Annotated in this window: 14 protein-coding genes and 1 tRNA gene; 4 read left to right on the top strand and 11 right to left on the bottom strand. The window is 68.4% G+C overall.

Going from position 1 to position 13098, the window contains the following annotated elements; translation table 11 throughout:
• Positions 1 to 10: 10 nt before the first annotated feature.
• Genes HQK15_RS18945 through HQK15_RS01615 form a run of 4 tightly spaced genes read right to left on the bottom strand, consistent with a single transcriptional unit; the run spans position 11 to position 3132 of the window.
• Positions 11 to 952: a sensor domain-containing diguanylate cyclase gene (locus HQK15_RS18945; protein WP_173489689.1), complete on the bottom strand. Its 942-nt coding sequence runs from the start codon at positions 950 to 952 to the stop codon at positions 11 to 13.
• A gap of 51 nt (positions 953 to 1003) precedes the next feature.
• Positions 1004 to 2092 carry a CU044_5270 family protein gene (locus HQK15_RS01625; RefSeq protein WP_173489688.1) on the bottom strand — a complete coding sequence of 363 codons (1089 nt, stop codon included), beginning with the start codon at positions 2090 to 2092 and terminating at the stop codon, positions 1004 to 1006.
• Positions 2089 to 2628: an RNA polymerase sigma factor gene (locus HQK15_RS01620; protein ID WP_173489687.1), complete on the bottom strand. Its 540-nt coding sequence runs from the start codon at positions 2626 to 2628 to the stop codon at positions 2089 to 2091. Before HQK15_RS01620 ends, HQK15_RS01625 begins: the two co-directional genes overlap by 4 nt.
• 33 nt (positions 2629 to 2661) lie before the next feature.
• Positions 2662 to 3132 carry a peptidase inhibitor family I36 protein gene (locus HQK15_RS01615; protein WP_173489686.1) on the bottom strand — a complete coding sequence of 157 codons (471 nt, stop codon included), beginning with the start codon at positions 3130 to 3132 and terminating at the stop codon, positions 2662 to 2664.
• A 298-nt stretch (positions 3133 to 3430) separates the two neighbouring features.
• Between HQK15_RS01615 and HQK15_RS01610 the strand changes: the two genes are divergently transcribed.
• Entirely contained in the window at positions 3431 to 5047 is a 1617-nt protein-coding gene (locus tag HQK15_RS01610; RefSeq protein ID WP_173489685.1) for an amidohydrolase, read from the top strand.
• A gap of 14 nt (positions 5048 to 5061) precedes the next feature.
• Here HQK15_RS01610 and HQK15_RS01605 read toward each other — a convergent pair whose 3' ends face one another.
• The 5 genes from HQK15_RS01605 to HQK15_RS01585 all read right to left on the bottom strand — a co-directional run bounded on the left by HQK15_RS01605 (position 5062) and on the right by HQK15_RS01585 (position 8987).
• Positions 5062 to 6447 (bottom strand): LCP family protein, encoded by a 1386-nt coding sequence (locus HQK15_RS01605; protein ID WP_173489684.1) that lies wholly within the window; start codon positions 6445 to 6447, stop codon positions 5062 to 5064.
• Positions 6448 to 6683: 236 nt separating this feature from the next.
• On the bottom strand, positions 6684 to 7211 hold the full coding sequence (locus HQK15_RS01600) for an STAS domain-containing protein (protein WP_173489683.1): 528 nt from the start codon (positions 7209 to 7211) through the stop codon (positions 6684 to 6686).
• 50 nt (positions 7212 to 7261) lie between these two features.
• Entirely contained in the window at positions 7262 to 8305 is a 1044-nt protein-coding gene (locus HQK15_RS01595) for an NAD(P)-dependent alcohol dehydrogenase (protein WP_173489682.1), read from the bottom strand.
• Positions 8306 to 8350: 45 nt separating this feature from the next.
• Positions 8351 to 8812 carry a MerR family transcriptional regulator gene (locus HQK15_RS01590; RefSeq protein WP_173489681.1) on the bottom strand — a complete coding sequence of 154 codons (462 nt, stop codon included), beginning with the start codon at positions 8810 to 8812 and terminating at the stop codon, positions 8351 to 8353.
• 102 nt (positions 8813 to 8914) lie between these two features.
• Positions 8915 to 8987 (bottom strand) — tRNA-Lys (locus tag HQK15_RS01585).
• Positions 8988 to 9536: 549 nt separating this feature from the next.
• Between HQK15_RS01585 and HQK15_RS01580 the strand changes: the two genes are divergently transcribed.
• From HQK15_RS01580 to HQK15_RS01570, 3 genes are all read left to right on the top strand, one after another.
• Positions 9537 to 10723, top strand: a protein-coding gene (locus HQK15_RS01580; RefSeq protein ID WP_173489680.1) for an IS3 family transposase whose coding sequence is annotated in 2 segments (ribosomal slippage) — positions 9537 to 9815 and positions 9818 to 10723 — 1185 coding nt in all. Because the reading frame shifts where the segments join, the coding sequence is not laid out codon by codon here.
• A gap of 266 nt (positions 10724 to 10989) precedes the next feature.
• Entirely contained in the window at positions 10990 to 11628 is a 639-nt protein-coding gene (locus tag HQK15_RS01575) for a nucleotidyltransferase domain-containing protein (protein ID WP_173489679.1), read from the top strand.
• Positions 11625 to 12023 (top strand): hypothetical protein, encoded by a 399-nt coding sequence (locus tag HQK15_RS01570; RefSeq protein ID WP_173489678.1) that lies wholly within the window; start codon positions 11625 to 11627, stop codon positions 12021 to 12023. The genes HQK15_RS01575 and HQK15_RS01570 overlap by 4 nt, the downstream gene beginning before the upstream one ends.
• A gap of 232 nt (positions 12024 to 12255) precedes the next feature.
• On the opposite strand, the gene HQK15_RS01565 is transcribed toward HQK15_RS01570, so the two are convergent.
• The gene (locus HQK15_RS01565) at positions 12256 to 12426 is read right to left on the bottom strand and encodes a hypothetical protein (RefSeq protein WP_173489677.1); all 171 of its coding nucleotides are present in this window, start codon (positions 12424 to 12426) and stop codon (positions 12256 to 12258) included.
• A gap of 279 nt (positions 12427 to 12705) precedes the next feature.
• Positions 12706 to 13095, bottom strand: a complete 390-nt coding sequence (locus HQK15_RS01560) for a hypothetical protein (protein ID WP_173489676.1) — start codon at positions 13093 to 13095, stop codon at positions 12706 to 12708.
• Positions 13096 to 13098: the final 3 nt, after the last annotated feature.

Here is a 13098-nt window from a genome sequence, read left to right as displayed (position 1 = left end):
GCCGCGGGCGTCAGGCGATCCGGCGCTCCTGCTTCGCCTCGTACATCGCGGCATCGGCCAGGGTGAAGGCGTCGGCGATCGACACGACGCCCGGGTTGGTCGGCGCGTAGCCGATCGATGCGCTGATGCCGACCTGCTCGAGCGAGTGCTGGAAGGCCGCGAAGTGTGCGTCGAGTCGAGCCGCAGGGACGTTGTTGGACAGCACGACGAACTCGTCGCCTCCGTAGCGGGCCACCCGGTCGCTCTCGGTCGCGGTCGCCGCGAGCGCTGCGGCGGCCCCGCGGATCAGGTCGTCGCCGGCCGCGTGGCCGTGGACGTCGTTGACCTTCTTGAGGCCGTCGAGGTCGATGACGGCAACCGCGACCGGATCGCCGTAGGCGGTCACGCGCTGCTGGGCGTCGGAGACCAGCAGGTCCCAGCCACGACGGTTCGTGAGCCCGGTGAGGGCATCGGTGTGGGCGAGGGCCACGGCGATCTCGCCTGCTCGCCGCTCCCGGTCAGCGGTGCGGGACATCGCGAGCTGAGACGACAGCAGGCTGCCCATCAGCTCGATCAGCTCGACGTCGACCGCCTCGATGCCCTGCAGCGGGTCGGGCCCGACGCCGCAGAGGGTGCCGAAGGTGTTGCCGAGGTCGTCGACGATCGGGAAGCCCGCATAGGCGCGGACGTGACCGGCCGCCGGGTGGTCGGCGTAGTCGGGATCGGCGAGGGAGTCGGGAACGACCCGGGCAGCGCCCCCGAGCATGCGGATGCAGAAGGTCTCGGGCCACGGCTCGCGTTGACCGACGCTCAGGAAGGCCTCGGGATGCACGTGGACGTGGACCTGCTCGCCTCCGGCGATACGGGAGACCGACCAGTCGGGGATCGGCGTGTGCGCGTTGAGGTAGTCGACGATGCGCTGCGCCGAGGCGCTGAACAGGTCGGCCCCGATCACGTCGTCGCGAGTACTCACCCTGCAATTGTGCCCCCTGGGTGGTGGCCGCCGCAGGCGTTCGCCGGGGCTCTACGTCACGTGCTCCGACTCCAGGATCGCGCTGAAGCTCGTGATCGCGGGGGCGTCGATCGTCAGGCCGGGGACGGAGCGGATCAAGATCTGCTCGCTGCCGAGGAGGTCGCCGGTGGAGGGGTCGGCGATCAGCACCAGGCGGTACTCGGGGCGGTCCGACGAGATGAGCGAGATGCCGACACCATCGCGCCCGACCCGGTCCTCGACCGAGCCGAGCGTCCGGAAGCCGGCCTCGCCGCCGAGCATCTCCCAGATGGCCCGGTCGAGTGCCGCGGGGATGACGTAGGTCTGGTTGAGAGCCACGACCTGGTCGTACAGGCACAGCGACGTGGCCGAGCTGCGGTCGGTCGTGCGACAGCCGGAGATCTCCAGCAGCTCTCGGCGCAGGCCAGTGGCGTCGGTCGGGAGGGTGGCGGCGAGCTCGGCATCGATCGTGCCGGGGGGCTCCGACTCGTCGGCGCTCGTGGGCTGGTCGTTCCACGCGCCGTCGCGGGGCAGGCCGCGTCCGTCGGGTGCCAGCGCGTCGTCGCGCCGGGTCACGGTGCGCAGCGAGCCGTCGGGTGCCAGCCACGACTCGGTGATCTGGGGGATCAGGGCTGAGGTGGCATCGTCGGCGGAGGTGTCGAACTCGGCCACCCAGCTGTCGGTCACGACGTGCTGCACGCCGGAGCCGGTCGCCGCCGGGGCGCCGGCGGCCGCGGCGGACAGTCGTTCCAGCGCGGCTGACGGGTCCTGGCCGGGGGCGACCGCGATGGTGTCGGCCGCGGCGAACTCGTAGTCGAGGATCGCGGGGGTCGCGGCCTGGACAGGAGTGCCGCCCCATGGCTGCAGGATGCTCGTGACCACGAGGCCGGCGGCAGCGACACCGCTCGCGAGCAGCACGCGGCGGCGCGTGCGGCGGCGGCGCTGTGCCAGCTCGTCGACCGGGTCGGTCGCCAGCAGGCGGGCCAGCAGCTCGTCGGCCGTGTCGAGCCGGACGCCGGCGTCAGCAGGATCGAGGGCGCCGCGGATGCCCGCGGACGTGGCGGCCGCGCGGAGCGCGCGCAGCTCGATGTCCCAATCGGGGGGAGGAATCGTGTCGGTCATGGTGTGTCGCCCGTCTTGTCGGTCGTGGGGGCTGCGGTCTCGTCGGCATCGAGTCGCATGATGCGTTGTCGCAGCCGGGTCAACCGCGTGGCGTACGCGGTCGGGGTGAGGCCGAGGATCGTGGCCCCTTGGTCACGGTCGATGCGCGTGACGAACGCGAGGTCGAGGAGCTCTCGCTCGGCCGGCGTGAGCTGGCTGAGCACCCGCCGCCCGTTGTCGGAGGCGACCACGACGTCGGCGACGTCGGCCGTCACGACGGCTTCGACGATCGACGACTGGTCCTCGATGAAGCGCGAGTCGTGGTGCTTGCGCGCGGCGCGGTCGATCTCCTGCAGCACCTTGTTGCGTGCGATGCCCACGATCCAGGCGGGCCACTGCGCCGGGTCGGTCGGGCTCTCGGCTCGCTTGCGCCACACCACCTCGAAGGTGTCGTGGACGACGTCCTTGGCCTGGTCGGGTGACAGGCGGCCCACGGCGAAGCGGAAGATCTCGGTGCGCAGGCGTGCGTACGCCTCGGCGAACTCTTCCTCTCCCACACAGGGAGGCTACGTGAGCAGGGCATCATCGGGTCAGCAGCTCGTCGCGGTCGAGAGATAGGTGCCCTCGGCGTAGGTGACCCAGCCCGAGGTCGAGCTGCGCTTGGCGCCCGCCCCGTAGCAGGCCGAGGTGTCGCCGCTCGCGTCCGCGTAGAGGAAGACGCGCTTGCTGCGGTTGTTGTAGAACGACCCGACCCGGTAGACCGCGATGGAGGAGTACTGGCTCTGTGTCTTGAAGCGCTGGATCGTGCCGGTGTAGTTGGCCTGGGTCCAGACGCAGAAGTAGCCGCTCGCGCACTGGTTGGTCGAGGCTGGCGTCACGTCGGGGCCGTCGGTGGTCTCGGCCGTCGTGGCCTCCGCCTCCGCCGGTGCGACGAGCGACGACGGAGCAGTCGGCGGATCGGTGGTCTCGGCCGCATCGGCACGCGTCATCGTGAGCGCTGTGCCGATGATCGTGACCAGGAGCCAGAGGGACAGGATCTGAAGAGCAGGGGGAATCTTCACGACTGTTCATCCCAGAAGAGACCCGAAATTCACCGGTATTGCTATGTGATGCAGGTCACGTCAAAGAATCGTCAACGACAGGTGAATACCTCGCCGCGAGATGGATGAACAGGTGTCAGACGGTCACCACCACAATCTGACGTGTCACACCCCTGGTGGAGGCTCGCACGTCGTCGTACGCAAGCACGGGGGGCGCCCGGCGGCGTGCGAGCTTCCTGACATCGGGGAGGGGGGTGTCACGCGGTCGTCCCGGTGACCGCTTTGGCATGTCCTGGCCGACCTCTGGCAGGTTGATCCCATGGCTGCTGATCTCCTGCTCGTCAACGGGCGCGTCCACGATGGGTCCACGTGGCGCACCGACGCCGATGCGATCGCCGTGCGGGACGGCCGGATCGTGGCGATCGGGTCGGATCTGCCGGTCGCGGGAGACGTCGTCGACCTCGACGGGGCATGGGTCCTGCCGGGCTTCCACGACGCCCACGTCCACCCCGTCCAGGCGGGCCTCGAGATGAACGCCTGCGACCTGAGCGGTGGCGACGATCTCGACGACTACCTCAGGGTGATCACTGCCCACGTCGCGGCTCACCCGGGTGCCGACTGGGTCGTCGGTGGTGGCTGGTCGATGGACGCCTTCCCGGGCGGGGTGCCGACCGCCGCTCCGCTCGACCGTCTGCTGCCGGACCGGCCGGTGTTCCTGCCCAACCGCGACCACCACAGCGCGTGGGTCAGCTCCGCGGCGCTCCGCCTCGCCGGCATCGACCGGTCGACGCCCGACCCGGCCGACGGGCGGATCGAGCGCGACGCCGACGGCGAGCCGACCGGCGCCCTGCACGAGGGGGCGATGGAGCTCGTCCGCAGGCTCGTGCCGCCCGCCACCGCCCAGGAGCAGACCCGCGCGCTGCTGACGGCGCAGGCCCACCTGCACTCGCTCGGCATCGTCGGCTGGCAGGACGCGCTGGTCGGTGAGGGGCTGGGCATGGCCGACTCGCTCGACACCTATCTCGGGGCGGCGCGGGACGGGTCGCTGACCGCCAAGGTGGTCGCCGCGCAGTGGTGGGACCGGGCGAGGGGGCTCGAGCAGGTGGCCGCCCTGGTCGAGCGCCGTGCACGGGCGGCCTCGGCCGGGATCGACGCCGGGAGCGTCAAGATCATGCAGGACGGGGTCTGCGAGACGTTCACGGCCGCGGTCATCGACCCCTATCTCGACCGTCACGGCCACGCGACGGACAACCACGGGATGACGTTCATCGAGGCGGCCGAGCTGGCGGCGTACGTCCAGCAGCTCGACGCGCTCGACTTCCAGGTGCACGTGCACGCGCTGGGTGACCGGGCGGTGCGCGACAGCCTCGACGCGATCGAGCACGCTGTCACGGTCAACGGGCGCCGGGGCAACCGGCACCACCTGGCGCACGTGCAGATCGTGCACCCCGATGACGTCGCCCGGTTCGCGGCGCTCGACGTGTCGGCGAACGCCCAGCCGCTGTGGGCCTGCCTCGACGACCAGATGGTCGACCTGACGCTGCCGTTCCTCAGCGAGGCCGCTCGCGGGCAGCAGTACGTCTTCCGGTCGTTGCTGGAGTCCGGCGCCCGGCTCGCCTTCGGCAGCGACTGGCCGGTGTCGTCGCCCGACCCGTTCGGCGCGATGCACGTCGCGGTCAACCGCACCGCTCCGGGCAGCCCGCTGCCACCGCTGCTCGGCGATCAGAGCCTGACGGTCGCCGAGGCGCTCGAGGCCTACACGCGGGGGAGCGCGTGGGTGAGCCGGATGGAGCAGACCTCAGGGCGCATCGCTGTGGGAGCCGCCGCCGACCTCGTAGTGGTCGACCGCGACGTGCTCTCGGTGCCGGCCGACGAGATCGCCGACGTGCGGGTGCTGCGGACCTACGTCGACGGTCGCTGCGTCCACGGCGGCTGACGACGAGCGAGCCGTCAGGCGCAGAGGGAGTCGCTGGCCGTGCGGGTCGTGGCCTTGACGGCGTCGGGCTCGGCCGGCTCGAACCCGGCCTGGACGCGGTCGGAGCCGACGATCAGCCACACGCCGGTCACGCCGCTGGGCTGCTCGACGATCTCGGCGTCGAAGCCGAACTTCTTGTTGATCGCCTTGGCCGTCTTCATGGCCTCGGGCGTCGAGTCGACGAAGATGCGGGTCGCGGTGGCGTTCTTCTGCGCGTTGTCGATGCTCGAGACGGTGAACTTCGCCTTGACGAGCGCGGCCTGGGCCTGCGTGGCGAGGCCCTCGGTGCCGGCGGCGTTGAGCACCGTGACCGGGGTCGCGTTGGTGGTGGTCTCGGCGTCCTTGGCCTCGACCGGCACCTTCTGGTCATCGGCGATCGCGCCGAAGATCGTGTCGGCGTCCGCCGTCTTGACGACGCGGTTGGGGTCGGTCGGTGCGGCGCCGTTCGGCATCGTGACGAAGCGGATCTCCGAGTCGTCGACGGCCTTGGCGCGCTTGGCGAGGCCGGTCAGCTTGCTGATCGACGAGATGCCGTTGTCGACCGTGATGGACGACGTCAGGGCGTTGACGAACTTGAACAGCCGGTCGGGACGCGTCAGCGTGCCGGCGCTGCGGGCCTGGCTGATGATCGAGGACATGACGACCTGCTGGTGACCGAGGCGGCCGATGTCGCTGCCGTCGCCGACCGCGTGGCGGGTGCGCGCGAGCGCGAGGGCGTCCTTGCCCTTCAGCTTCTGCTTGCCGGCCGGCAGGTCGAGCTTGGCGTCGGGGTCGACCATCGCCTGGTTGAGGCAGACGTTGACGCCGCCGAGCGCGTTGACCATCGAGGCGAATCCGTCGAAGTCGAGCTGCACGAAGTGGTTGATGCGGACGCCGCTGAGCTGCTCGACCGCGCGCACCGAGCAGGCCGGGCCGCCGGCCAGCGCCGAGTTGATCATCTGGTTGGCGCCACCGGCGAAGGCGCCGCTGCCGGTGTCGTCGCAGGCGGGGAGGTCGGTGAGGGTGTCGCGGGGGATCTGCACCGCGTCGATGCGGGTGTTGCCCTTGGAGAAGTGGACCAGCATGAGCGCGTCGCTGCGCTGGCCCTTCTCGCTGCCGTAGCCCTTGGTCTTGAGCTTGCGGGAGTCGGAGCCGATGAACAGGATGTTCAGCGCGCCCTTGGGGGTGTCGTCCTTGACGACGTGATCGGTGTCGCCGAGCGCGGCCGACTCGATGTTGTTGTTGAACTTCCAGTAGGCCGCTGCAGCACCGATGCCCAGGACGAGGGAGAAGGCGAGCACGCCGATTCCCAGGCGGCGCAGGATGCGCTTGCCACGGGTGCGCTCGCGCTTGCGCGACGTCGGCGCATCGGGGGTGGTCACGATCATCTCCTGCGGTTTCGGGGTGCCGGTGGTGACCGGCAGAACTTCCAGAATACGAGGCCGACCTGAGAACAAGGTGTGAACGGCACGTGACCTTGCCCGCATTCGCAGGGTATCTTCGGCGGCCGCCTCCCGCTGGGAGCGTGCGGCGCTCGCGCCACCGGCGAGTCATCCTGTCGACCAGCCGGTCCGGATCGGTCCCGGACGACCGGCAGTCCCGTCTGGGCTGAAGCGCCTCAGACGGTCTCGTCCGGTGCGGCCAGCGCCTCGTCGACCGAGCGCCGCACGTTGAACGCCTGGTCGAGCCCCGAGACGTACAGGACGGTCTCGATGCTCTTGCTGGAGACGATGCTGAGCCGGCACCGGCGGGTGCGGGCCTTGCGCCGCAGGAGCACGAGGACGCCGAGTCCGGTGGAGTCCATGAAGGTCACGTCGCTCATGTCGACGACCACGTGGGTCGGCTCGACGCCCAGGGCGTCGAGGCCCGCGTCGCGGAGCTGGACGGCCGTGGCGAGGTCGATCTCGCCGCTGACGGAGACGATGGCATGGCCCTCGCCCACGTGGACGGCGATGCTGAAGCCGTCGGGGACGACGGCCGGCGCACCTCGTTCGCGCAGGCCGGGTGCCTGCTCGGGAGTCCACGTGACGCCGCACTCAGGGCACGTCAACGACTGCCGCTGAGCCGTGCCGCCCTCGGCCAGGGTCACCCCGGCCAGGACGGACGCACCACAGTCGGGGCATGCTGCCCGCTCCACCAGTCTCACGGTGAAATTCTAGGGCTTGCCGGGGTGCGTCCGTACCGACGAGGCGTGCGTCAGATCGTGGCGGCGTCGATGACGAAGCGGTAGCGCACGTCGGAGCCGAGCACCCGCTCGTACGCGTCGTTGATCTGGTCGGCGGTGATGACCTCGACGGCAGGCGCGACACCGTGCTCGGCGCAGAAGTCGAGCATCTCCTGCGTCTCGGCGATGCTGCCGATGCCGGAGCCGGCGAACGAGCGACGGTTGCCGAACAGGGTGAACACCGAGACGGGGATGGGCTGCGGCGGGGCGCCGACGTTGACGAGCGTCCCGTCGAGCCGGAGCAGCTTGAGGTAGGCGTTGAAGTCGAGGTCGGCGCTGGAGACCGTGTTGATGATCAGGTCGAAGGTGTTGCGCAGCGTCTTGAACGTGGTCGGGTCGCTGGTGGCGTAGTAGTGCTCGGCGCCGAACGCGAGACCGTCCTCCTGCTTCGACAGCGTCTGCGACAGCACCGTGACCTCGGCGCCCTTCGCCGCCGCGATCTTGACCGCGAGGTGGCCGAGACCGCCCATGCCGACGACGGCGACCTTGGTGCCGGGGCCGGCGTTCCAGTGGGCGAGGGGAGAGTAGGTGGTGATGCCGGCGCACAGCAGCGGCGCGACGGCCTCGTAGGGGATGGCCTCCGGGATCCGCAGGACGAAGTCCTGGTCGACGACGACGTGGCTGGAGTAGCCGCCCTGCGTGATGGTGCCGTCGCGATCGACGGAGCCGTAGGTCTGGGTGTTGCCCTTGAGGCAGTAGTTCTCCATGCCGGCGAGGCAGTTCTCGCACTCGCGGCAGGAGTTGACCATGCAGCCGACACCCACCCGCTCACCGACGGAGAACTTCGTGACGGCCGAGCCGATCGCGACGACCTCACCGGCGATCTCGTGGCCGACGACCTGCGGGTAGGTGACAGGTCCCCAGTCGCCGCGGACGAGGTGGATGTCGGAGTGGCAGATGCCGGAGTAGCGGATGGCGATCGACACGTCGTTCTCGCCGACCTCGCGGCGCTCGATGGTCGTGCGGACGAGGGGCTCGGTGGCCGAGGGGGCAGCGAAGGCGTTGACGGTGGTCATGGGTCCTCATTTCCTGGTGCGGCGTGCTGGTCTGGGAGTGCTGGTTCAGGTCTTCTTGATCTTCTGCAGGTCGTCGGCGAGGGCACGGGCCTGGCTCGCGAGGTCGTCGGCACGGGCGTCGTCGCCCGCCTCGACGGCCTGCCAGTAGGCGATCTTGATGCGGACGTAGGTCGTACGCAGGGCGATCTGCTCGGCCTCGAGCGTGAGGCGTCGCTCCTGCTCGACGAGCAGGCCCAGCTGCTCGGACGCTGCGTGTGCGCCGAGAGGGCCGTTGGCCACGTACGTGCGCATGTCGTCGACCGACATCCCGGTCGCGCTGAGGCAGGCCACCGACGTGAGCAGGTCGAGGTCGTCCTCGGTGTAGACCCGGTGGCTGCTGGTCTCGCCGCGACCGATCGGGCCGATCACGCCGATCGACTCGTAGTAGCGCAGGGTGCTGGCCGGCAGGCCGGTCAATGATGCTGCCTGCCTGATCGAGTAGGTGCGCTGTGCGGTGGTCGGGCTCACCTGTCCACTGTAGAAAACTTCAAGCACTCGAAGTCAACGTGAGCGGTTGTGGGGGTGGTCACGGTGGATGGCGTCGTCTTGCGGGTCGGCGTCATCACACAGTGGGCCCCGTGGGACTCGAACCCACAACCCGCGGATTAAAAGTCCGCTGCTCTGCCAATTGAGCTAGAGGCCCGGGACATGGGGACAATAATCCGGAGAACCTTCCGGAGAATCCCGCTACGCCCAACAGCGAGTATCGCAGAGGACTGCGGCCGGTGTGGTTGGTGCCTAGGGAGAATCCTCGGGACAACACGCCTGTAGTTCGGCTGTCGCGAATATTGCCCTTGAGAGGTTGGCTTCTGCGGCTCACGCTCTCGACCCAGGCGCTCCATCGCCTGGGTCGAGAGCGTGATGGATCTTGGACGGAAAGTCGACCTGAGCACCGTCATGGGCCGAAGTCTTCATCGAGCACCCCTCCATCGAGGGTCACAGCCAGCAAGTTTTCGAGCACGCGCTCAATACCCGAGAGTTGGTCCACGAACTCGATCGAGAGATCATCCACGGATGATCAAGAGCGGGCGCCATTTGATGCGGTGCCAACCGTGACCATCCATCCGAAGAACTCGCGAAGTGTCCGCATCCCGTCATCCATCAAGCCCCAAGTGAGCGTGTTTGGGACTGCTCAGAGTTTGGTTGACATCTGACTTGTGAGGATTTCGATCCTTGCTGGAAGGATGTTCACGTGCCGAGAGCGTTTCCCATCGAGTTCCGCAATGACGTGGTCGCGGTCGCCCGCAAGGGCGAGGCGTCGATCGCTCAGGTCGCGAAGGATTTCGGTGTGTCCGAGTCATGTCTTCAACGCTGGCTGAAGCTGGCCGATATCGAGGACGGCAAACGTCCCGGTGTCACTGCCGCTGAGGGCGCCGAGCTGCGGGAGGCGCGTAAGCGCATCCGTCTGCTCGAGCAGGAGAACGAGGTCCTGCGGCGGGCGGCTGCGTATCTGTCTCAGGCCAACCTGCCGGGAAAATAGTCTTCCCACTCGTTCGTGAGATGGCCGCGACCGGTGCCCCTGTGCGGGTGCCGGTCGCGGTGGCGTGTGGGGTTCTCAAGGTGAGTCGGCAGGGCTATTACCAGTGGCTCGCCGAGCCGTTCTGTCAGCGCGACTGGGACGACGCTCACCTGATCAACGCCGCGTTCGACGCCCATCTGGAGGACCCGGGGTTCGGGTATCGGTTCATAGCCGACGAGCTGGCCGACCAGGGCTTCATCGCCAGCGAGAACCGTGTGTGGCGGCTGTGCTCGATCCAAGGGATCTTCTCGATCCATTCGAAGAAGCGTGGCCTGAACCGCAAGGCGGGCCCGCCAGTTCATGACGACCTGCTCGCAACCGTCGACCACCACGGCCGGCCCGGCCGCGACTTCACCGCCAGTAGGCCGAACGAGAAGTGGCTGACCGACATCACCGAGCACCACACCGCCGAGGGCAAGCTCTACTTGTGTGCGATCAAGGACTGCTACTCGGGTCGGATCGTCGGGTATTCGATCGACTCGCGGATGAAGGCGTCATTGGCTGTCTCAGCGCTGCGCAACGCGATCGGGTTGCGAGACCCCGCCGGCACCATCGTGCACTCGGACCGAGGCAGCCAGTTCAGGTCGAAAAAGTTCGTCCGCGTCCTGAAGTCCCACGGCCTGGTCGGGTCGATGGGCCGGGTCGGAGCCTGTGGCGACAACGCCGCGATGGAATCGTTCTTCTCGCTGCTGCAGAAGAACGTGCTGAACACTCAGCGGTGGCAGACCCGTGACGAACTCCGCCTGGCGATCGTGACCTGGATCGAGAGCAAGTACCACCGCAAGCGACGCCAACGGGGCCTCGGAAAGCTCACCCCGATCGAGTTTGAGACCATCTACATGGCCGCTGACGCGGCCTGAAAACTGTCAACCATTGGTGTCAACCAAAGGCTGGGCAGTCCCGATCGGGAACGGCTGGTCCGGTCTGTACGGAACGCCACGATGCGCAAGACCAAGAACGTCGTGCTCCCCGGCAACCCTCATCAAAATCCTCTTCATGGTCATCGTGCTCACCCAACTCAGCGCCCAACCGACGCGGCGGCCGCCCCGCCCACGGGGCAAAGCAAGTATTTTGGCTTTAGGCAAGAATACTGGCTTATGGCAAGCATATTTGGCACAGTGGGAGCATGGACCTCTCCTCACCTCTGCGCTCACTAGTGCCAAGTCTGGACTCTGCGGTGCTCGAGGTGCTGTCGCGCAGCAAGACCGGCCTCGGGCCCACACAGCTGGCGCGACTGGCCGGACGTGGAACACGTCAGGGAATCCAGTTGGTCCTCGACCGGCTGGTCGAGCACGGTCTCGTCGTCGCCGAGCCGACGAATCGTGGGCACGTGTACAGCCTCAACCGCGACCACCTGCTGACACCGGCGGTCCTGTCAGCGGCGCGAGCCCGCCAGGAACTGTTTAAGCGCCTGGCCGACTCAGTGACCACGCTGGACCCCGCGCCGCTGCATGCGTCGCTGTTCGGGTCGTTCGCGCGAGGAGACGGCGACGAAAGCAGCGACATCGACCTGCTCATCGTGCTTCAAGAAGGACAACACGTGACCCCCCGCTGGGAGGCGCAGATGCGCGACCTCGAGGACCAGGTCCTCGCCTGGACGGGCAACCGCCTCGAGACGCTGACCCTCGAGCTGGACGCGTTCCGGCGGGCGGTCCACAACCAAGAGCGCATCATCGACGAACTGCTCAACGACGCCCACGACCTCAGCGGCCTGGCCCTGGGGCCGCTGGTCACCGCCACGCGTCAGACGACGGCCACGAGATGAGCCCCAAGAAGCTCACCACCCGCGACGCCGACAAAGCCTGGGCTCGGGGCCGCCGAGACGTCGGCGCCAAGTACCTAGAGGTCGCGGAGTTGGCCGCCACCGAGGACGGCGAAGCCATCAACGTGTGCGTCGGTCTGGCAGTCCTCGCAGGCATCGCCGCCGCCGACGCCATCTGCGTCAGCGCCCTAGGTCACTACTACTCTGGCAGCGACCACGCGGCAGCAGCCGACCTGCTGGGACGTGTCGACAAGGACCTCGCGAGTAAGCTCCGGTCGCTCCTCTCGCTCAAGCCAGGTGCCCACTACGGCAACGCCCTCCTCACGTCCGCACAGCGCGCCAGCGCGCTGCGAGCAGGGCACGCGCTCGTCGACGAGGCACGTCAGCGGACCATCTGACCGCCTGACTGGCATGCCGGCGCTCGGAGTCTTGGCAGGGTGTCGTTGCGCGCTGCCACGCGGTGGAGGTCGTCGTGCCAGAGGGCACAAGAGGCTTGGACGGTCTTCCGGGACAACAACCTCTCCGAACAACACAGCTAGGCGGCCGACGGCCGGCGCCGCGCGTGCCGCTCATCGGCGTAGGCCGCGAGGCCGCGGGCCTCCTTCTAGTGAGCAGGGCCAAGCCCTCCCGCTACCAGGCGTCACCGGTCTCGGGCGTAGCACCGAGGGCCATCATCAGTGCGTCGAGCGCGTCGGGGATCGACCCGACGGTGTGGACGGCGCCATTGTCGGTCACGACGATCGCGCCGCCGACCAAGATGTCGTCTGGGTGCTCCGGGTCGACGTAGGCGACAACCCACACCGGCCACCGCCGGATCCGGCGTACTCCCTCGTCGCCACGGGCAACGTGACCAACAGCGGCACCGTCGCCGGCAAGGCCAGGGTGACGGTCGAGTGGTACCCGGTCGGTCAGGGGCGTACACCGCCTCGAAGACCGTCACAGTTGAGCCGGGCGACGACGTGCGCGTCCCGTTCTCGGAGAAGGTCCCCACCCCGGTCATGAACGGCATGGTCGGGCTGCAGCACGGTGATCAGATGTGCGACGTCACCATCGAGCCCCGGTAGTCGTCGGGGCCCAGCGTTATCGACCGGCGTTGAGCTGGTCCTCGTACTCGCGCGCGGACTCCATGATCTCGTCCTCGGTGATGAAGGTGTCCCACTCGCGAAGGTAGGGGACTTCTACGTCAATACCGTTCGTGCAGGCGACGTCGTTGTGCCAGTCGTTGTCGTAGGACGGCGCGTAGGTGCACCTCCACTGCGACGCGGCCTCAGCGATCTGCTCCTCCGCCAAAGCATCCTGCTCCTCGATCAGGGCGTCGTAGTCGGACTCGGGCACCTCGACGTCGTCATACGAGGGAGCCTCGTTCCCCGAGTAACCGCTCCCGTCGTCGGCGTAGCCAGCGCACCCGGACACCGATAGCGCGAGACCTGCGGCGAGTGCCGCACCAGCGACCAGACGTCTGAGGAGCATGGC

This window comes from Aeromicrobium stalagmiti, from assembly GCF_013283745.1.
Lineage (GTDB): Bacteria > Actinomycetota > Actinomycetes > Propionibacteriales > Nocardioidaceae > Aeromicrobium > Aeromicrobium stalagmiti.
Note: the sequence above shows the minus strand (reverse complement) of the source record. Positions and strands in the feature narration are given on the sequence as shown.